General features: G+C 54.8%; 15 protein-coding genes. 7 read left to right on the plus strand and 8 right to left on the minus strand.

All coding sequences use genetic code 11. The features are described 5' to 3' along the window. Positions 1 to 176 precede the first annotated feature (176 nt). Positions 177 to 1,556 (plus strand): MFS transporter, encoded by a 1,380-nt coding sequence (locus GBC03_08100; GenBank protein QFS70169.1) that lies wholly within the window; start codon positions 177 to 179, stop codon positions 1,554 to 1,556. A 10-nt stretch (positions 1,557 to 1,566) separates the two neighbouring features. Beyond that, positions 1,567 to 3,183, plus strand: coding sequence for a family 43 glycosylhydrolase (locus tag GBC03_08105; protein QFS70170.1), 1,617 nt, complete (start codon positions 1,567 to 1,569; stop codon positions 3,181 to 3,183). Positions 3,184 to 3,194: 11 nt separating this feature from the next. Here the strand turns inward: GBC03_08105 and GBC03_08110 are convergent, their stop codons facing one another. Both GBC03_08110 and GBC03_08115 read right to left on the minus strand, forming a co-directional pair. Next, a complete protein-coding gene (locus GBC03_08110; protein ID QFS70171.1) occupies positions 3,195 to 3,956 on the minus strand; it encodes a helix-turn-helix domain-containing protein in 762 nt (253 codons plus the stop codon). Between the two features lie 216 nt (positions 3,957 to 4,172). After that, the gene (locus GBC03_08115; protein QFS70172.1) at positions 4,173 to 6,098 is read right to left on the minus strand and encodes a PAS domain S-box protein; all 1,926 of its coding nucleotides are present in this window, start codon (positions 6,096 to 6,098) and stop codon (positions 4,173 to 4,175) included. A gap of 235 nt (positions 6,099 to 6,333) precedes the next feature. Between GBC03_08115 and GBC03_08120 the strand changes: the two genes are divergently transcribed. The 3 genes from GBC03_08120 to GBC03_08130 are packed head-to-tail and all read left to right on the plus strand — an operon-like array spanning position 6,334 to position 9,829. Continuing rightward, on the plus strand, positions 6,334 to 7,530 hold the full coding sequence (locus GBC03_08120; GenBank protein QFS70173.1) for a CoA transferase: 1,197 nt from the start codon (positions 6,334 to 6,336) through the stop codon (positions 7,528 to 7,530). Positions 7,531 to 7,541: 11 nt separating this feature from the next. Continuing rightward, positions 7,542 to 8,459, plus strand: a complete 918-nt coding sequence (locus GBC03_08125; protein QFS70174.1) for a hydroxymethylglutaryl-CoA lyase — start codon at positions 7,542 to 7,544, stop codon at positions 8,457 to 8,459. 20 nt (positions 8,460 to 8,479) lie between these two features. Beyond that, a complete protein-coding gene (locus GBC03_08130) occupies positions 8,480 to 9,829 on the plus strand; it encodes an MFS transporter (GenBank protein QFS70175.1) in 1,350 nt (449 codons plus the stop codon). A gap of 59 nt (positions 9,830 to 9,888) precedes the next feature. Here the strand turns inward: GBC03_08130 and GBC03_08135 are convergent, their stop codons facing one another. Genes GBC03_08135 through GBC03_08160 form a run of 6 tightly spaced genes read right to left on the minus strand, consistent with a single transcriptional unit; the run spans position 9,889 to position 17,285 of the window. Then, the gene (locus GBC03_08135; GenBank protein QFS70176.1) at positions 9,889 to 10,281 is read right to left on the minus strand and encodes a DUF4280 domain-containing protein; all 393 of its coding nucleotides are present in this window, start codon (positions 10,279 to 10,281) and stop codon (positions 9,889 to 9,891) included. Continuing rightward, positions 10,278 to 11,198: a type VI secretion system protein TssA gene (gene tssA / locus GBC03_08140; GenBank protein ID QFS70177.1), complete on the minus strand. Its 921-nt coding sequence runs from the start codon at positions 11,196 to 11,198 to the stop codon at positions 10,278 to 10,280. The genes GBC03_08135 and tssA overlap by 4 nt, the downstream gene beginning before the upstream one ends. After that, positions 11,186 to 14,749, minus strand: a complete 3,564-nt coding sequence (locus GBC03_08145) for a hypothetical protein (GenBank protein ID QFS70178.1) — start codon at positions 14,747 to 14,749, stop codon at positions 11,186 to 11,188. The genes tssA and GBC03_08145 overlap by 13 nt, the downstream gene beginning before the upstream one ends. Further along, positions 14,746 to 15,492: a T6SS protein Cts2U gene (locus GBC03_08150; protein QFS70179.1), complete on the minus strand. Its 747-nt coding sequence runs from the start codon at positions 15,490 to 15,492 to the stop codon at positions 14,746 to 14,748. Before GBC03_08150 ends, GBC03_08145 begins: the two co-directional genes overlap by 4 nt. Beyond that, positions 15,476 to 16,813, minus strand: a complete 1,338-nt coding sequence (locus tag GBC03_08155; GenBank protein QFS70180.1) for a type VI secretion system baseplate subunit TssK — start codon at positions 16,811 to 16,813, stop codon at positions 15,476 to 15,478. Before GBC03_08155 ends, GBC03_08150 begins: the two co-directional genes overlap by 17 nt. Before the next feature lies 1 nt (position 16,814). Beyond that, the gene (locus tag GBC03_08160) at positions 16,815 to 17,285 is read right to left on the minus strand and encodes a T6SS protein Cts2N (GenBank protein ID QFS70181.1); all 471 of its coding nucleotides are present in this window, start codon (positions 17,283 to 17,285) and stop codon (positions 16,815 to 16,817) included. 369 nt (positions 17,286 to 17,654) lie between these two features. Here GBC03_08160 and tssB point away from each other — a divergent pair, with 369 nt between their 5' ends. Both tssB and tssC read left to right on the plus strand, forming a co-directional pair. Continuing rightward, positions 17,655 to 18,167, plus strand: a complete 513-nt coding sequence (tssB, locus tag GBC03_08165; GenBank protein QFS70182.1) for a type VI secretion system contractile sheath small subunit — start codon at positions 17,655 to 17,657, stop codon at positions 18,165 to 18,167. 17 nt (positions 18,168 to 18,184) lie between these two features. Then, on the plus strand, positions 18,185 to 19,666 hold the full coding sequence (gene tssC / locus GBC03_08170) for a type VI secretion system contractile sheath large subunit (GenBank protein ID QFS70183.1): 1,482 nt from the start codon (positions 18,185 to 18,187) through the stop codon (positions 19,664 to 19,666). Positions 19,667 to 19,671 lie beyond the last annotated feature (5 nt).

Genomic DNA, 19,671 nt, shown 5'->3' on the forward strand with positions numbered 1-19,671 from the left:
AGCAAATATGACAATTGTTGCCTCATCTAATCTCTCTCTACAATCTTCCTCGTAAGCATCATCTGATAAGCACACGGATAAAGGGTGTATTCCTCACAAAGTTCTCGTTCAGATATTTAATTTTGTAGGTCCCGGTCATTCGGAACGTATTTCTCTCATATGATCTGGAGGTAGAAATGCAGTTAACAATGAAAGATAAAATTGGTTATGGACTGGGGGACACCGCCTGCGGGTTTGTCTGGCAGGCCACGATGTTTTTACTGGCCTATTTCTATACGGATGTCTTTGGCCTGTCGGCAGGCGTGATGGGCACATTATTCCTGATTTCGCGCGTGCTGGATGCGATAACCGATCCATTAATGGGGTTAATGGTCGATCGAACGCGTACCCGCTACGGCCAGTTTCGCCCCTATCTGTTGTGGGGGGCGATCCCGTTTGGCATCGTCTGCGTATTAACGTTTTATACGCCTGATTTCTCCGCTCAGGGTAAAATTATCTACGCGTCTGTCACCTATATTTTACTGACTCTGGTTTATACCTTCGTTAATGTCCCCTATTGTGCAATGCCCGGCGCCATTACCGCCGATCCAAAAGAGCGTCATGCTTTACAATCGTGGCGTTTTTTCCTGGCCGCTGCCGGTTCATTAGCCATTAGCGGCATTGCTTTGCCGTTGGTGAAAATTATCGGCAAGGGGGATGAACAAGTCGGGTATTTTGGCGCGATGTGTGTGCTGGGCATTTGCGGTGTGATACTGCTGTTTGTGTGCTTCTTTACGACCAAAGAACGTTATACGTTCGAGATTCAACCTGAATCCTCTGTTAAGAAAGACCTTAAATTGCTAATGGGGAATAGCCAGTGGCGAATTATGTGCGTCTTTAAAATGATGGCCACCGGTTCGAACGTTGTTCGCGGTGGCGCAACGCTCTATTTTGTAAAATACGTGATGGACCATCCTGAACTGGCAACGCAGTTTCTGCTCTATGGTAGCCTGGCGACCATGTTTGGCTCCCTTTGTTCGTCTCGTCTGCTCGGTCGCTTTGACCGCGTCACGTCGTTTAAGTGGATTATTGGCATTTACTCACTGATCAGCCTGAGTATTTTCTTTATTCCGTCGGACAATATCGCGCTGATATTTGCGCTGAATATTTTGTTCCTGTTTGTCTTTAATACCACCACCCCGTTGCAATGGTTGATGGCCTCTGATGTGGTGGATTACGAAGAGAGCCGAAGCGGGCGTCGCCTCGATGGCCTGGTATTCTCCACCTATCTCTTCAGCCTGAAAATCGGACTGGCCATTGGTGGCGCGCTGGTGGGCTGGATCCTTGCCTTCTCCAGCTACTCGGCAGGTAACGCCGTGCAGCCAGATAACGTCCTGACAACCATCAAAATCCTCTTCTGTATCGTACCGGTCGTACTTTACGTCGGTATGTTTACGCTGCTTTCGTTCTACAAACTGAGCAGCAAGCGTGTGGAAGAGATCAGCCAGCAACTGCAACGTCAGCGCACCGCGCAGCCTGAGAAAAACCCTGCCGATGCCGCTGTGGCGGTGAACTGAGGAGAGAACCATGTATCAGATTGAAAACCCGATCCTGACCGGCTTCAACCCGGACCCGTCTCTGTGCCGCGTGGGGGAAGATTATTATATTGCCACCTCAACCTTTGAATGGTTTCCTGGCGTGCGTATTTATCATTCTCGCGACCTGAAACACTGGTCTCTGGTCAGTACACCGCTCGACAGCGTGGCGCTACTGGATATGAAAGGTAATCCGGACTCTGGCGGCATCTGGGCACCTTGCCTGAGCTATGCCGATGGCAAATTCTGGCTGCTGTATACCGACGTTAAAATCGTTGATTCGCCATGGAAAAATGGCCGCAACTTCCTGGTTACCGCCCCGTCTGTTGAAGGGCCGTGGAGCGCACCCGTTTCAATGGGCAACGGCGGGTTTGACCCTTCACTCTTCCATGACGCGGATGGACGAAAATACTATATCTATCGCCCGTGGGGACCACGCCATCACAGTAACCCCCATAACACCATTGTGCTGCAGGAGTATTTCGCTGACACACAAACGCTTTCGCCGCATCGTTCAACGCTCTTTACCGGTACACCGTTAGGCTATACCGAAGGGGCACATATTTATCACCGCGAGGGCTATTACTATCTGGTGGTCGCGGAAGGAGGAACCAGCTACGAACATGCCGTGGTGGTATTGCGGGCGAAAAATATTGATGGGCCATACGAGCTGCATCCTGATGTGACGATGATGACCAGCTGGCATCTGCCGGAAAATCCGTTACAGAAGAGTGGTCATGGTTCATTGCTGGAGACGCATACAGGCGAATGGTATCTGGCGTATCTGACCAGTCGCCCGCTGCATCTTCCGGGAATCCCGCGATTAGCGGCGGGCGGGCGGGGATACTGTCCGCTCGGGCGTGAGACAGGGATTGCGCGTATCGAGTGGCGTGACGGCTGGCCCTATGTGGAGGGGGGTAAACATGCCGCGCTGACGGTGCCGGGGCCGCGGATGGCGGAGCAGGCCGCCGCCGGAACGGGGGCGTGGCGGACGGATTTTGACAGTGAAAGGCTCGACCCGGAACTGCAGACCCTGCGTATCCCGTTTGATGACCAGCTTGGGTCGCTTACCGCCAGACCCGGATTTTTACGTCTGTATGGCAATGATTCACTGAATTCCACCTTTACCCAGTCAACGGTCGCCCGCCGCTGGCAGCATTTCTGTTTCCGTGCTGAAACGCAGATAGCTTTTTCCCCTCGCTACTTTCAACAAAGCGCAGGGCTAACCTGTTACTACAACAGTAAAAACTGGACATACTGCTTTGTGGACTGGGAAGAGGGGCGTGGGCGGACGCTGAAGATTATTCAGCTCGACCACAACGTGGCGCACTGGCATCTTTACGATAATCCGATTCTGGTGCCGGAGAATGCGGAAAACGTCTGGCTGCGCGTGGATGTGGACCATCTGGAATACCGCTATAGCTACTCATTCGATGGCGATCGCTGGCAGACCATTCCGCTAACGTTTGAGGCGTGGAAACTTTCGGATGATTACATTGGCGGCAGAGGCTTCTTTACCGGGGCATTTGTCGGTTTGCACTGTGAGGATATCAGCGGCGACGGCTGCTACGCCGATTTCGCGACATTCTCTTATCAGCCCAACGTATAGCGAGACGCTGGCTAGGGTTGACGGTAGCCCAGCGTTATCGACAACCCCAGCCCGGCATCCATCAGTTTCTGGCGCCAGGCTGTCAGCTCATTGTCGTTAACGCGAGAAGTGAGGGTTGAGAGGCTCAGGGCCGCGATAACCCGCGATTCATGATTCCAGACCGGTACCGCGACGCAGCGCACGCCGGGCTCATTCTCTTCGTTATCCAGCGCATACCGGTTGCGGCGGGTTTCTTTCAGCTCGGCAAGCAGCGAGGCACGATCGGTAATGGTGGAGGGCGTAAAGCCGTTGAACTGATACCCCTCTAACACCGCGGCAAGTTCTTCATCATCCAGCCAGGCGAGCAGTACCTTACCGATAGCCGTGGCGTGAACGGGCAAACGTCGACCAATTCGCGAGTAGGCGATGGCAGCCTGCTTACCTTCAATTTTCTCTATGTAGACGCCTTCGCTGCCGTCCAGAATACCCAGATGCGTGGTCTGTCCCGTTTCCTGCGAGAGACGGGTCAACCAGCTTTTTGCCTTCTGGCGAATATCCATCGTGCCCACAACAAAATGGCCACGCTCGACCAGCTTCATCCCCAGACGGTATTTCCCGTTTTCCGGGTTCTGATCGATATAGCCATGCAGCTGAAGCGTTTTGAGGAGCGAGTGGAGGGTACTTTTGCTCAATCCCATCAGTTTGCTTATCTCGGTGATTTTGAGTTCCGTCGCCTGTTCATTAAACAAGTCGAGGATCTGCAAAGCACGTTCAACAGACTGAATTATTGGCATAATTTTCCACCGTCCACGAAGGATTTTTCTTGTGTGACCGTACTATTTTCGTTGCGGAAAAGCAATGCCGGACACGCTTGCATGATGCACGTTTTTGGCCGGATAAGCGCAGGATTGCCCGATGCTTGTGTAGTCTACGGGTGGGGCAACTCTCGCTACCCTGGCTGCGTTGAAGGCATCTCGTTGCAAACTTATCCTTCAAGTCTGCAAATTCTCTCATTCCCCCAACTCAAAGACATTCTGATTATACTTGCGCCATAAACTCATTTTGCTGATCCCCAGATGGGCGGCGACTTTCTCCTGATCCTGTTCAAAAAGATCCATATAAAACGCAATAATCTGTCGCTCAAGATCTTTAATCACGGCTTTCAGTTGCCCCTTACTCAGATCCGCGACGATCGTTCCGGTCGCCTGTGACGAGTTGAAGGATTTAAGCGCGTTAAAACCGGTGAGATTTAATATTTCAAACAGCGAAGCGTCGGGGAATCCGGCGGATAATAGCGCCAGCCGTTCAATGATAAAATTCAGTTCGCGCACGTTTCCCGGCCAGTTGTAGGTGGAAAACAGGGCGATGAACTGCGCCAGCTTATGCCCACAGCCCGATTTTTCGAGGAAGTGGTCAGCCAGAAAACGGACATCGCCCTCTCTTTCCCGCAGCGGAGGTACCATCAGCGGTAAGACGTTTAGACGATAATAGAGGTCGCCGCGAAACGAGCCTTCCTCCGCCATTTTCTCCAGCGACCGGTTGGTGGCGCCAATAATCCGCACATCGACAGGAATAATGTCCTTTCCCCCCACGCGCATAATTTCGTATTCCTGTAAGACGCGTAATAAACGGCTCTGAATGGGGAGCGGCAGTTCGCCAATTTCATCGAGAAATAAAGTTCCCTGGTGCGCCAGTTCAATCAGACCTTCTTTTCCTTCGCGCCGCGCCCCGGTAAAGGATCCGCCTTCATAACCAAACAGTTCGCTTTCCAGCAGGGTTTCCGGGATGGCGGCGCAGTTAATGGCGACAAAAGGACCCCGGTGGCGTTTACTCTGGTTATGAATACTTTGCGCGAATAACTCTTTACCGGTGCCGGATTCTCCATAAATCATCACCGGGGAGTGGGTATTCGCATAAATTTTTGCCAGATGAATCACCGACTCCATGTGTTTATTTTGCGTGAGGATATGCTCAAACCGGTAACGGGCGGTGAAGCCTTTTTTCATCAGCTTGCCACGAATAATCCGTTCCACTTTTTGAATTTGCGGCGTATCGGTAAACGAGCACACCACTCCGATACACTGCGTTCCACGAAATATCGGCACCCGACTGGTAATGATGGACGTATTATCCAGATCCATAATCTCCCGAATTTCGGGGGATTTTGTCAGCAATACCTGATTAATCCGCGTATTTTTGATGACGGTATCCACCGGTTTGCCAATCACCTGCGAGGCCATCAGGCCAAATATGTTTTCTGCGGATTTATTGAAAATCTGGATCTCGTTATTTTCATTGGTGACGATGATCCCTTCCGTAATCGAGGAGAGGATGATCTCCAGGCGCGCCATATCCTGCTGCTTGCGGTGAGTTGTCTCAACGATAGCCATCGCCTCGCGCAGGGCACTATTCACCGATTCCAGGCCATTTTCGATCAAAATTCCCTGCATCGCATAGTGCTCCGCCGTGTCTGAGACCGGTAATCCTCCCGCTACAGTCTGGAAATTTCTCGCGCGGCATTTTTTGAGTTTATCGACCATATCGGCGTGCGACAGAAAGATAAATTCTTCAATCTCCACTTCCAGTGCGGTCGCTACCAGATTTACGTCAGATAAATAGTTCTGATAATTAAAAAAAGCGATTTTATGCGGATGTTTTTTCAGCGGTGTGAGCGATTTAAGTAAATCCAGCGCGGACGTGAGAATACGCACCACGGGAATTTTGGTCACGCGATCGATATAGTCCGCCGTACCGCCACGACTAATAATGATGTCATAAAAATCAGGATCGAGATTGCGGGCGATCCCCGCCGCTTTTTCCAGACTGCCGTGAAAGACATGGCAATTAAAAATACCGGCGCATTGTTCAGTAACAACGGCTGCCAGTGCCGGATAGGGGGTAATCAAGGCCAGGTTGGGTAATGTTTTGTGTGACATAAATCACCATGTAAAATTTGTGGCTATCACAAATCAATATCACAACTGTTATAGATTTCAAAATTGAAAGGCGTTTTTCCCTCTTTCAGATAAATAATAAAAATCAATAAGGTCAGTAATATCATCTGGTTATGATGTTCATTTCTGTTTTATTCATTTCTGGCACGCATCTTGGATTGCACAGGGTACAGGCGAGCAGCCTTGTTGCACTATCCAATAAAAAGTGAGGGAAAGAATGAATAAACAGTCTGGTGTATTAAGTGGGGTTCGCGTTCTGGATTTAACCCGGGTACTGGCTGGCCCCTATTGCGGGATGATGCTGGCGGATTTCGGCGCAGATGTCATTAAAATCGAATTGCCGGGAAAAGGGGATGATTCGCGGGCTAACGCGCCGCAGATTAATGGCGAAAGTGCCTATTTCATGAATTTAAACCGCAATAAGCGCGGGATGACGCTGAATCTTAAATCGGAAGAAGGTCGACAGATATTCCTCGATTTAGTCCGCGACAGCGACGTGGTGCTGGAAAACTATCGTCCAGGGGTGATGGAAAAACTGGGGCTCGGTTATGAGGATTTACGCAAAGTAAATCCGGCGATTATTTACGGCGCGGTTTCCGGCTTTGGTCATACCGGACCGTATTCGAAACGCGCGGGCTACGACATTATCGGCCAGGCCATGAGTGGATTGATGAGCACCACCGGTTGGCCTGATACACCGCCTACTCGTACCGGAACAGCCATTGCCGATGTGGTTGGCGGAATGAGTTGCGCCATCGGCGTCCTTGCCGCTTACGTTAATCGTCTGAAAACCGGTGTCGGTGAAAAAGTGGATATTGCGCTGGTCGACTCGATGGTATCGTCACTGGAAATTATCAACATTATTTACCTTAATACCGGACGTATTCCGACGCGTATTGGTAACCGCTATGAAGCGATTTATCCGTATGACTCTTTCCAGGCGCGTGATGGCTACGTCATTATTGCCTGCGGTAATGACAAATTATACGGTCTACTGAAACACGTCCTGCAAATAAGCGCCCTGGAAGATGAGAAATTTAAATCTAACCTCGACCGTGTCGCCCACCACGCCGAACTGAAAGAAATAATCGAATGCTGGACCCGCGATTTAGATATCGACACCATTGTGACGTTGCTGCTGGATGCCGGTATTCCTTCTGCGCCGATCAATACCATCGACCGCGTGACGCAGGATCCACATATTGCCGGAGCCCGCGAAATGTTTGTCGATATTGAACACCCGGTCGCCGGGAAAATTACCATGACTGGCAATCAGGTTAAATTCACGCATAACAAGGCAACCATCAGAATGCCTGCGCCAACGCTCGGTCAACACAATTACGAAGTGCTTAAAGAACGTCTGAACTATTCAGATGAAAAAATTGAGCAACTCATTCGTTCAGGCATTCTGTAAGGGATTTCACCATGTCGACATTTATCCAGATTACGGAAGTGGGACCGAGAGACGGCTTTCAGAATATCAAAACGTTTATCCCCACCGATTTAAAAATAAAAATTATCGATCGTCTGGTTGAGGCGGGTATCGGTGCGATGGAAATCACCTCGATGGTCAGCCCGAAAGCGATCCCGCAAATGCGTGATGCCCGTGAGGTTATTCAGCATGTTCTGACCACGCATCCGCATATTATTCCCTCCGTGTTAGTACCGAACATAAAGGGGGCCAGCCTCGCTAATGAGGCGGGTATTAAAAATATTAACTATGTCGTTTCGGTCAGCCCGGCGCATAACAAGGCCAACATTAACCGGACCCATGCCGAATCGCTGGAGGACCTTTATAACATTCGCCAGACCTTTGCGGATATGACCATCACGCTGTCGCTGGCGACGGTATTTGGCTGCCCGTTTATTGGCGAGACGAGTCGTGAAACGTTGATGGATATGATCAAGTTTGCGGATGACCTCGGGATTTCGGCGATCACCCTGTGCGATACCATCGGCGTCGCCAACCCGACCCAGACGTTGTCCGTGCTGCACGGGATCCAGCAGAAATTCCCCAAAATGGATATTGGTTTGCATCTGCATAATACCCACGGCATGGCGCTGGCCTGCATGTTTGCTGGCGTTCAGTCCGGGATCACGCGCTTTGAGACCGCCGTCGGCGGACTGGGCGGGTGTCCTTTTGCGCCAGGCGCCGCCGGCAATGCGGCGACCGAGGATGCGGTGAATATGTTTAACCGAATGGGGCTCGATACGGGGATTTCCCTGCCTGACCTGCTGGATATCGCAAACCTGATCCGCAGCACGATCGAGCCGATATTGTTGAGCAGTCTTTCGCGTGCCAGAACCTACGGTGAATTTAATTTTTGCAGCGAACAATTCTGACCTCTGATACGGAAACAGACATGATGAATAATAATATCGGGAAACCGAAGATGACCCATTACAGATGGTGGGTCATGAGTTTTATCTTTGTTACCTACACCGTGGCGAACGCCGACCGCGCGAATATCGGCTTTGCTATTCCGTTTATTCAGGAAGAGTTTCAAATCTCGAATACCATGGCCGGGTTGTTGATCAGCCTGTTCTTTGCCGGATATGCTTTTTTTCAGATCCCTGCCGGGTATTTAATTAAGAAATTCGGGATGCGTAATGCCTTTGCGATGGGGATGTTATTAACCTCCGTGTTTACGGGGTTGATGGGGATGGTGAATAACATTTTCCTGCTGAAGATCCTGCGTTTTATGGTGGGCGTTTGCGAGTCGCCGGTGGTCATTGGCTCGACGGTGACCATTAACCAGTGGTTCCCGTCGAAGGAGAAAGGGACGGCGACCGGGCTGTTTCTGGCGGGATCCAAGTTTGGTCCGCTGATTGTCCCGCCGCTGTGCGCATGGATAATCACCGTCTGGGGCTGGCGTTATATCTTTGTCTTCTTCGCTATTCCGGGCATGCTGCTGGCGATCTTCTGGTATCTGATGGTTCGCAATAAGCCGGAAGAAAGCCGCTTCGTTAATGAGCAAGAAGTCGCTTATATCCGCGAAGAACAGCTTCCGGCGACGACCCAGGAAGCTGCCGCACCGGTCGCGCCAGAGTTCAATTATTGCTGGCTCGACAAACTGATTCGCACAAAGCAGGTGGAAGAACTGTCCTGTTCGAAGCAGGTTTTCCGCTGCTGGGATATTTACGGCGTCGCGCTGGGATACTTTTCGATGGTGGGGATCGTCAGCGTGCTGATGTCCTGGCTGCCCAAGTATCTGATCACCGAGCGCGGATTCGATCTGACGAGTTCTGCCGCACTGGCAGCGGCACCGTTCCTCGGGACGGTAATGGGCAACTTTATTGGCGGCGTTCTTTCCGACCGGGTGCTGAACAAGCGGCGTAAACCGCTGATGTTGCTCAGTGCCGGGGCGACGATTTTCACCATGTACTCGCTGGTTTATGCGCCGGAAAGCAAAATCGTTCTGTCGCTGATGCTGTTCCTGTTGGGGCTGATGCTGTCGCTGGGCTATTCGGCTTACTCGGTCTACGCGATGGGACGGGCGAATAAAGACATTTACCCGATCGCTTATAGCGTAATCAACATGGGCGGACAACTGGGCGGAATGTGTATGCCGCTGATTGTGGGCATAATTCTGGATGCCTACAACTGGGATGCGGTGTTCATGGCGATGACCGGGTTCTGTGTTCTGTGCTTTATTCTGGTCTCCACGGTCATTGAACCCTTGTCGAAAAATATGAAGGTCAACTACCGGTAACCGGCGTGATGAAGTGCGGGTAAGCATATGGGCTAACCCGCACTTCGCCGTCCGCGTGTTTAACTCACCATCGTCGTCATCTGTCCCGGAAAACTGATTTGAATCACCCCGCCCCAGGCGCACATAAGTCTGGACTGCGCATTCAGTGCCGGAGCGTTGCCGACCATGATTGTTGGTGAACCGGGCGCCCACGGCGCAACGGTTGCGGGAATACACGGCATGGGGGTAAGCACGCCCAGCGCAGCAGCGGTGGCCGCCGCCACCGTAGGGTTAGCCAGGCTGCTGCACATGCCAAAGGGCAGAATATTAACGAACGGTCGGTTATCCATAATATTTGCCATCGGCAGGCTATTGACCAGCGTACGGTTGACGGGCAGGACGTTCAGCGTCGAAGGCGCAATGCCAAACGAGCACTGCATCATGGCCCCGGTACAAACGGCGGGACAACTCATGGTAGCACCCCCAGTTGCCGCCAGAGTCGGCGGGCGGATTCATCTCCGCTGATTAATTCCTGAAGTAGCTCCGGCAAGGGCGTGTGTCCCCAGGCCCAGGCGCGCTCAAGCAGATAAGGTACCGGACTGTGCGGCTCCGTTCGTTGCAGATAGCTGGCAACCTGGCGAAGCATCTGATAGGCCTCCTCGCGACTGGCGAAAGTGACGGGGGACGATATCGTCGGCGGTTCATTGACGGCCGCCGTCTGCGTGTTTTCAGGTGGTGCGCTGCCCAGCGCCTGTTGGCAGGTTTTGATCTTTTGTTCCAGCACGCGAAAGGAGGGCGCGGACGCTTCCGGCCAGTGCTGGCAGACCGCGTTCAGGCGCTGCAGCCAGTGCAGACTGGCCTCCAGCGCTTCGGCGACAGGGCGGCTGGCCTCGCTGAACGGTGGGCTGGGATGATGACCCTGCTGCCACTGGCCGAGCGTGATGCTTTCGCCGTTGACCGCAAACAGCGGGGCATTGGCAACCAGCATGGCATAATGCTGTGCCACCCAGCTAAGCGGTGCGGCGCGATAATCATAATCCCCGTCTCTGATCTGCGGATGCAACTCGCCCGGGTAATGTTCCAGCGCCAGCGTCAGCAGCGCCAGCGCGCGCGGCAGGGCCGACACTCCGTGCAGGCGAATCCAGGCATCGCCAAGCCAGGCCATCACCACCAGATCTTTACTTCGTGTGGTGGTCAGGTGGCTGGCCAGTCTGGCGACCTCCTCCCAGTCGGCGCGCCGTGGTGCGCTCTGCCAGACGCCGGCGGGCAATGACTCATCGTCCTCCTGGCGCGCGCTGACCAACCGATCGAACTCGGGCGAATAGCGGATGGACTCCCCACAGGGGCTGTCCGGACTAATGGGAATAAGTAACGCGTCTATCTGTTCCATTGATGTTCTCCCGAAAATCCCTGTTCAGTCAGGATGACCCAGGGCAGCGGTGCATTGTCTTGCGCATTCAGTAACGCAAACTGGATATTGACGGTTGTACGCGAGCGCTGTTGTCCGTCGCTCACGGGCAGTGAAAAACGAAGCGGCACAGGCTGCGCCAGTGCGCCGCCGATGCGCTGCTGGTCTGTCATACGCAGCAGCGCCCATGCCCCTTGCCAGCGCCAGCGTGCGGTGTCGCCCGCCACGCTCAGGCCGACGACGGCGGTATCCGGTACGGGACGCCACGCAGAATTTGCCGCCCAGCGCAGGCTGAACGTCAGATTATCGCCGCTGCGCCAGTGCAGATCGGCGCTGGTGCCGCCGGGCCAGATCAGGGTCTGCTGATTACCGCTTAACCGCCAGTCGACGATTTGCTCCGCACCGGCTTCCTGATTGCGCTGCGTCCGCCAGTTCACCCGTACCACCACACCGTCTGGCGAGACCAGTGCGGAAAGCAACGGCTGTGCGGCGGCTAACTGGCGAATCAGCGCGGGTTGGTCTGCGAGCGTTTCCGGCGGCAGTTTCACCAGCAGCGACACCAGTTCGCGAACCCGATCCACATCCGCATCCGGGGCATGGGGTAACGCCGTGAAAGGGAAACGCCCGGCAAGCCAGTTGTTATACAACGTGAAGATGTTTTGCACCACGCCGATGCTGCCCTGCTGGCGCAGTTGCTGACAGTTTTGCGCCGAGGCGCTGAGCAGCGCGTTCAGCGAGGCGCTGTAAAAATCCTGCTGACCCGCTGCATGAAACGAGGCCAGTTCGCTCTGACAATTTTGGACGGTTAATGTGGGTAACGTTGCGGCGAGGGTTTGCAGTTGCGCCGGTGCGCTGGTGGGATCCTGCTGTTGCAGACGCATTAACGTCTCCTGCGAACTGACCCAGCGGGCGATTTGCTGATTTTGCGCGGCGGTCAGCCACGGACGCTGCGTGCTGAGCCATTCTATCGGTTGCTGGTAGCGGGTGAGCGTCGCGGAAATTTGCTCCGTCTGGGCGGCGACCCAGCCCATCACCTGCTGTCCGCTCGCCTGTGCCTGCTCCGGCGTCGCCGTGTTGACCGACGGCGGGCGGATGCCGGGCAGACGTGCGCCGCCTTCATCATTGACCCGCGCAATGATCTGTGCGGCAACCTGCTGGCGCAGCGCGCTGGCGAGGGCCGGGCGATTGATCTGCGTCAGCGCCGCGATGACGCGATCGGCGTTTTCCGTGTTGAGCTCTCGCGCCGGTGCGGTGCCAGGAACGCCGCGGTAGAGCGTCTGACGAATGGCGCGCTCGACGGCATTCTGCGCCAGTTCATTGAGCCGGGGTCGCCAGAGGCTGTCGGGGAGCTGTTCACTATACCGCTGATAGCCGGCAAACAGCGTTGCAGCCTGCTGAATCTGTGGATCGCCGGGATAGCCTAAGCTCTCAGGAGGCGGCTGCCCCGCGCCTCGCTGCCAGAACGGTTGATTCAGCAGATCGCGTAAACTTTTTTGCAGCGCCAGAATGTCGGGGGAAACATGGAATTCGCCCTCTGTGGATTGCGCGGTCAGCGTGGAAAAATGCAGTAGAGAGCGATCAATCTGAGCCACCAACCGCTGACGCAGTTGTTCCTCATCGTTAAGTAGATTATGAATGGCCGTCCGGTCGAGCAGGCGCCGCGCCTGCGTCTGGGTCTGCAAGGTGTTCAGAGCAAGCCGTGCAGGGGAGTGCGCCGCGTCCTGACTGAGACTATTGAGCGTGGTCAGGGCGTTCTGCAGCCGACTTATCTGCCGCATCAGCAGGCGTACGAAATCCGCGTTAATCTCTTCGTTACTGCTGAATGTCAGCAGCAGCTCGTCGAGTTGCCTGGCATAGATTTCCAGGCTGGCGTTATCGTAGATTTGCGCCAGCCAGCGCCGGGTCTCGCGGGTAAACTGTTCGCTGTTGCGCTGGGTCAGTTCGCTGGCATCGGGCAGGTTCATCTGGCTAACGGGGAGTGTGGCGAGCATCTCATTAAGCTCAGATGTGGCGGGCAGGGCAGCGACTTCCACGTTAACCCCCCAGACGGTTGAAGAGACCTCGGCCAGCGTCTGCACCGTGGGGCGTTTGACCTGTGTCAGTTGCAGCAACGGCAGATACTGGGTCTCCATCTGCTTCGTCTGCTCGAGTAAAAACAGGATCTGCCGGTAACGCTCTTCCGCCAGCAGATCGTCCCGCTCGCGCAGGCCATCGCCGCGCGTTGCGCTCTGATGTTGCAGGCAGATGCTGTTCATCGCCGGCACCAGCAGGCTGCGCAGCGTTGCATCATGAAAGGTGGTGCTCAGTTTGCTGTCAGTCCGGCTGAACAGCGATCCTGGCCAGATGAGCGAGCGAAAATGCCACTGCGGGACATCATTCACCATCCGCCAGTACCGCGTGGCAGAACGTTCACCTGGCGTATCGCTGGGGGCAATTTGCGTCGCGAGACTCTGCAACTGGTTATGCAGCAACAGGGCGTTGGTATGCTGAGACGGCCAGCGCCAGAGCATCACCGCCAGCCAGACGACGCACAGCGCGCTGTAGCCCGCGAGGACAATAAAATGGCGGCGCAGATTAAGCCGCAGCAGGCGACGTACCGGCAGCGCCAGCCCTCGTTCCGCGGTGATTTTGTCATGCAGAAGCGTCTGACAGAACGCCATCTGCGGCTTTTCGTCCACCACGTGATGTGCGACAAACCAGATCCCACGCAGTAGCGGCGGTTCATCGCGGGCATTGCTGCTCAGAAGCCCATCGAAACTGGCGTGAAGCGCCGTCGCCAGCGACGGAAAAAACTCCGGCAGACGAAACAGCGATGCTGGCGTACTACCACTGAGCGCGCCAAGTTCAGTGACCGCCTGGCGCAGTGAGAAGCGGGTGTTCTCCAACGCATCGTCAATCCACTGTGGTTTCCAGACGGCTTCCCGGGGACAAGAAATCGCGCTCCCGATGGCGCTTCCCTGAGCCAGGGACGGGAGCTGGCGCAGCAGCGTCCGCACGCCGTCCTGCGCCTCCATACCGCTGATTAACAGATAAACAGGCAGGCTGAGGCCGCACACCTGCTGGATCTGCTGGCAGCGTTCTGACAGATAAGCGTATGCATCACTCTCTAAATCCGCGAGCGGAAGCGTCAGGATCAGCGCATCCAGCGGGCGCTGAGGGCGACTTTTCACCAGTGCCGCCATCATCTTTTGCCAGTCGTTCTGCCGGATAAGCCGTTTTTTCCCCGTGGTTTGCAGCGAATGCGGCACGCAGAGCAGGCTGCACTGTGCATCAAACCACCACTGCCCGAACCAGGACTCCGCGCCGTCGGTTAATGACCAGGTGCGGCACAGCAGACGGTTGTCCTCCTCGTTGCCCAGCATCAGGATCCGGGTGCTGTCGTAAGGATCCTGTCCGCCATTGGCGCGCTGGATCTCCTTTTGCGCGCGGATAAAGGTGTCGTTACGATATTGCCATTGCCACCAGACGCACCACAGCGTGATCGCCAGCAGCACCAGCACGAGGATCGTAAGCGACAGCCACGGCTGCGTCATGGCGTCTCCTCCGGGCAAAGTTGCGTCGCGGAAAAGTTCGGTAGCGTATTCACGCCAATGGCCTCTTCGAGGCCCAGCCACAGATGTTGGCTGAGCAATAACAGCGCCAGCAGCACGATCAGCGCGACCAGATGCAGACGAGAGTGATCGGGCAGACGGCGGCGGGGAGGCAGTTGCAGTGGTGCCCCCAGCGAGTCGGCATTCAGGCGTGCGGCAATGTCATCGGCCCGGGGATCCTGCTGAAAAGCAAAATGCCACAGTAACCGACAGGTCTCCTGATGCGTGGTTTCATTGAAATCGTCGCGGTTGATGCCAAAGCCCAGCGTCAGGCAGCGTAAATAGAGTGCGGCGACATCGCGCTGGCCCGGTTGACGTTCGCTGAGCAGGGTTTGAATACGCTGCGGTAACGCATCCCCCGCGCGATGCGTTTGCCAGAGGTGGTATTCCAGCGGGCACGCCTGCCACTGGAGGTGCGCTGGCCATGACGTGTAGAGCACCGTCTCATCAATCAGCGCGACCAGCGCATACACGGCGGCATCGATCTGCGCCTGAAACGGACTCCCTAACACCCGGTTCAACCGCTGCGTGTAGTCCGCGACGACCTGATTACTCCAGTCGAACGCCTGTTGATACAGCATTTCCGGTGCCAGCGTGCTGGTTTTCCAGTGTTCAAATTGCGCCAGCCAGCGGGTAAAAACCGTATCAAACAGACGGCTTGCGGGCATGTCAGCCGCCATCGGCATGATGTTGCGCCTCCTGCCGATAAAGCATGATCCGCTCAGGTCTGACGCTGGTCTCATGCAGCGGGGCGATGACCAGTAGGGCGTCGTGCTCAAACCATTGCGTGGTGAGCGTAAGGGTAAACAGCGCGATGGTGCTGTCGGTTTCCCACTCCGTCCGCTGTTGTGCCGCAAGCGGTACGACGGACATGCCGTGCATGCGCTGGCGGCGTAAGATCGGCAGAAACGGCTGGCAGGCAATCAGTGACGCCTGTAGCCAGTCGACTGCCGACAGCGGGCTACCGTCGGGCATCAGGATACCTATCACCACCTGCTCACCCGCGCGTGTCCCGCCAGGCAGCGTCAGGGAGAAGTCGTCCTCCCCGGCAGTAAAATTCAGCCGCAGTCGACGGCGATGGATATGTGCCAGTTGCGTGCGCAGCAGCGTAAACAGCGCGGTAAATCCTGGCTGCATATTTTCGTAGTCGAAACCGGGAAGCCAGGGCAAGGGTTTATCCTGAGTCAGGACAGCGGTCTGACCGCAGAATAAACACAGTGTGCGAAACAGATCCGCCGGATGGGTCTTTCCGCTGTTTACCAGACATTCCAGCAGCGGCAGCACTCCCTGAATACTTTGCAGGCAAAGCGTCAGCCAGAGCCAGTTGTGGGTATTGTCGTTCTGCCTGGCAAGTTGCGCTTCACGGCTGAGAAACAGGATCTTCTCTCTGGCCAGCAGACAAAGTTCACGAGCCTGTTGGCAGAGCGTACTGCCCTCGATCACCTGAGGCGACGGGGGAAGCCAGTCGTTGCGGCGAAATCCCCCTTCGGTATAGACCACCTGAATCAGCGGCAGGCAGAGGAGATCGGCGCGTTCATGCAGACTGACCAGACGCGGTGCCGGCTGCCAGCTGGCAATGGATTCGGGAAACTCTCCGCTGGTTAAATCGGGCAGCGGTGCGCTGGTGACGGAACGAAAGCGGGTGGTAAACGGCTGCCACTGACCACCGCGGTTTGCCGACGGCAGCGCCAGCCAGAGCGTGTGTTCGCTGTCAGCGGCAGCCGGAAGCAGGCGAGTGCAGTCAAATTCCAGCGGCGGATCGCGTTGGATATCGTAGTCAATGGGTAAGCCATCGGGCATGATCGCCGTCAGGCGTAAGAGTCGCAGAGTACCGGCGCAAAGCGCGGCATCGTCAATCTCCAGATGGTTCACGCCCCAGAACCACGGGTTAGCATGACCGGCAAGCGCGGCGGCGAGGGCGTCATGGCGCAGCGACTGCAACTGGAAATGCTGCGGCAGCATCGCCATCCCTTCATACCAGCAGACCATTGCCGGAATTGTCGTCATATTACTTTCCTTGTTCAGGAGCCAGTACCGCCTCGTCCGCCATCAGTTGCAGATGCAGGGCGGTGGTTTTGTCCAGTCGCAGGCGGTGCTCGCCTTCGCTGCGATAGCGGGCAAACAGCAGCGTGGCTTCTGCAGGAGCGCCGCTCAGCGGATTGTCATCAGCGGTAAAGCGGGAGCCGGGAACCAGTTCCAGAGACCACACGTGCAAACCGCCAGGGTAATCGCGCTGTAGTTGCGCTCTGGCGTTAAACCACTGCGTTGCCGAAAGCGTCTGCACCACAGGCACAAGTGAGGCATCGGCAATGGCGACAATATCCACGGCGACAGGGGTGTTATCATTCGCTTCCGCGACGGTATCGATGACCACCGTCTTTAATTCCACCTGATTTGACCAGAATGAACAGCCATTATTAAGCAATGCTAAACAAGTAATAAATATTATTCGGGCCAAATGGCATCTGCCGTTAGTCATATAAATTCCTTTTATATCCCCGTTAAGAAAATAATTAATGGTGAGGTTTGTTTAGTTGATTTAAATCATTATTCGGCGTTAATCATTAAATAAACAGGTGAAAATAGGGTGTGCCCGTAGAGTGAATATACCGTATGGAATATTCACTCTATCATCTACTTTTCAGTATCTTATTGAATAATGAATCTTTTGTTCTTTGCATGTGATATTGATCAACCAGGAAGATTCTCATCCAGAAAACAAAAATTGGTTGATATTTATTTTCCATTGTGTTTTTTATAATGGCGATTGATTATTCTGAAATAACGTTTTCAAATAAAGGTGCACGCAAGATTGCACTCGGGATTTTTATTGCGAAAAGGACAAGTTATGGCAGAGAGTATTCAACATAAACTCAGTCGTATTAGACCACCGCGGGTGCAAATTACCTATGACGTGGAAACGGGTGGAGCAATAGAAAAAAAGGAATTGCCTCTTGTTGTCGGTATTTTAGCCGATTTATCCGGCCAGCCGGCGACCCCACCTGAAAAGCTACGTGACCGGCGGTTTGTCGATATCGATCGTGATAACTTTGATGATGTGCTCGCGTCGATCGCCCCCCGCCTGGCGCTCCAGGTGGAGAATCGGCTGGCGAATGATGACAGCAAATTCAACATCGAGCTTCATTTCAAAACCATCGACGATTTCTCTCCTCTCAACATTATCGATCAAGTGAAACCCCTTCAGCGCCTGTTTCTTGCTCGTCAGCGCCTGCGCGATCTGCTGACCAAACTGGATGGCAACGACGATCTGGATGCCCTGCTCCAGCAGGTGGTCAATGACAATGCTGAACTTCAGGCGTTGCGGCCAACAACCGAAGGCAAGCCGGCAGAAAACGCCTAACCGAAGAGGAACGAACAATGGAAACGGTTCAGGAACAGGCTGAAACGGGCGGGCAAACGGTCACGCTGAGCGTATTGGATCGCATCATTCAGGAAGGGCGCATGGCGCGCGATGAGCTGCAGCAGACCTACGCGCGCGACATGCTGGAAGAGCTGGCAACGCAGATCCTTGATGAAGGCATGACGGTGGAAAGCGACACCGTCGCCATGATCAACCACCGTATCGCACAAATTGACGCGCTCATTAGCGCTCAGCTTAATGAGGTGCTGCACCATCCGGATATGCAGCGGCTGGAGGCGTCCTGGCGTGGGCTTCATCAGTTTGTGATGAACACCGAAACCAGTTCCCGACTCAAGCTGCGCCTGCTTAACGTCTCGCGTAAAGCGCTGCAAAACGATCTCGAAAAAGCGGTGGAGTTCGATCAAAGCACGTTGTTCAAAAAGCTGTATGAAGATGAATACGGCACCTTTGGCGGCAACCCCTATAGCGTGCTGGTCGGCGATTATGAATTTGGTCGCCATCCGCAGGATGTGGCGCTGCTGGAGAAAATTTCGCAGGTCGCGGCGGTGGCTCATGCCCCCTTTATTGCCGCAGCCAGCCCACGTCTGTTTGATATGGGATCGTTCGCTGAGCTTGGCGTGCCGCGCAGTCTGGCGAAGATCTTCGAAAGTGCTGAGCTGATCAAATGGCGGGCATTCCGTGAAAGCGATGAGTCCCGCTATGTGACGCTGGTTTTACCCCATGTATTACAGCGCCTGCCCTATGGCCCGGATACCGTACCCGTGGAAGGCGTCAACTTCGTTGAGGACGTCAACGGCCTGGATGCCAGTAAGTACCTGTGGGGTAATGCGGCGTGGAAGCTGGCAAACCGGATCACCGATGCCTTTGCGTTGTACGGCTGGTGCGCGGCGATTCGCGGAGCGGAAGGCGGCGGGCTGGTGGAAGATCTTCCGGCGCATACCTTCAGCACGCCTTCCGGCGACATCAGTTTGCGCTGCCCGACGGAGATTGCCATTACCGATCGCCGCGAGAAAGAGTTGAACGATCTGGGGTTTGTTGCCCTGTGCCACAAAAAGAACAGCAACTCGGGCGCATTTTTTGGCGGGCAAACCACTAATCAGGCACGGATCTACAACACGCCGGAAGCGAATGCCAACGCGCGCATTTCCGCGATGCTGCCTTACATCCTTGCCGCCTCCCGCTTTGCCCACTATCTCAAGGTCATTATGCGCGACAAAGTCGGCAGTTTTATGAGCCGCGACGAGGTGGAAAGCTATCTCAATAACTGGATTGCCGACTACGTTCTGCTGCGCGACAGCGCGCCGCAGGAGATCAAAGCCCGCTACCCGCTGCGTGAAGCGCGGGTTGACGTCAGCGACGTTCCCGGTAAGCCGGGAGTTTATCGCGCCGTCGTTTTTCTGCGCCCGCATTTCCAACTGGAAGAGTTGACGACCTCAATTCGTCTGGTTGCTGAGCTGCCGCCACCGGCAGTCGCCTGATTAAT

This window comes from Citrobacter telavivensis, assembly GCA_009363175.1.
Taxonomy (GTDB): domain Bacteria; phylum Pseudomonadota; class Gammaproteobacteria; order Enterobacterales; family Enterobacteriaceae; genus Citrobacter_A; species Citrobacter_A telavivensis.

Bases quoted from the DNA above. Each gene is read 5' to 3' on its own strand.
- GBC03_08130 (QFS70175.1), top strand. From the start codon at position 8,480: ATGATGAATAATAATATCGGGAAACCGAAGATGACCCATTACAGATGG.
- GBC03_08135 (QFS70176.1), bottom strand. From the start codon at position 10,281: ATGAGTTGTCCCGCCGTTTGTACCGGGGCCATGATGCAGTGCTCGTTT.
- GBC03_08120 (QFS70173.1), top strand. From the start codon at position 6,334: ATGAATAAACAGTCTGGTGTATTAAGTGGGGTTCGCGTTCTGGATTTA.
- GBC03_08110 (QFS70171.1), bottom strand. From the start codon at position 3,956: ATGCCAATAATTCAGTCTGTTGAACGTGCTTTGCAGATCCTCGACTTG.
- GBC03_08125 (QFS70174.1), top strand. From the start codon at position 7,542: ATGTCGACATTTATCCAGATTACGGAAGTGGGACCGAGAGACGGCTTT.
- tssC (QFS70183.1), top strand. From the start codon at position 18,185: ATGGAAACGGTTCAGGAACAGGCTGAAACGGGCGGGCAAACGGTCACG.
- GBC03_08150 (QFS70179.1), bottom strand. From the start codon at position 15,492: ATGCCGATGGCGGCTGACATGCCCGCAAGCCGTCTGTTTGATACGGTT.
- GBC03_08100 (QFS70169.1), top strand. From the start codon at position 177: ATGCAGTTAACAATGAAAGATAAAATTGGTTATGGACTGGGGGACACC.
- GBC03_08115 (QFS70172.1), bottom strand. From the start codon at position 6,098: ATGTCACACAAAACATTACCCAACCTGGCCTTGATTACCCCCTATCCG.
- GBC03_08155 (QFS70180.1), bottom strand. From the start codon at position 16,813: ATGACGACAATTCCGGCAATGGTCTGCTGGTATGAAGGGATGGCGATG.
- GBC03_08160 (QFS70181.1), bottom strand. From the start codon at position 17,285: ATGACTAACGGCAGATGCCATTTGGCCCGAATAATATTTATTACTTGT.
- tssA (QFS70177.1), bottom strand. From the start codon at position 11,198: ATGGAACAGATAGACGCGTTACTTATTCCCATTAGTCCGGACAGCCCC.
- GBC03_08145 (QFS70178.1), bottom strand. From the start codon at position 14,749: ATGACGCAGCCGTGGCTGTCGCTTACGATCCTCGTGCTGGTGCTGCTG.
- GBC03_08105 (QFS70170.1), top strand. From the start codon at position 1,567: ATGTATCAGATTGAAAACCCGATCCTGACCGGCTTCAACCCGGACCCG.
- tssB (QFS70182.1), top strand. From the start codon at position 17,655: ATGGCAGAGAGTATTCAACATAAACTCAGTCGTATTAGACCACCGCGG.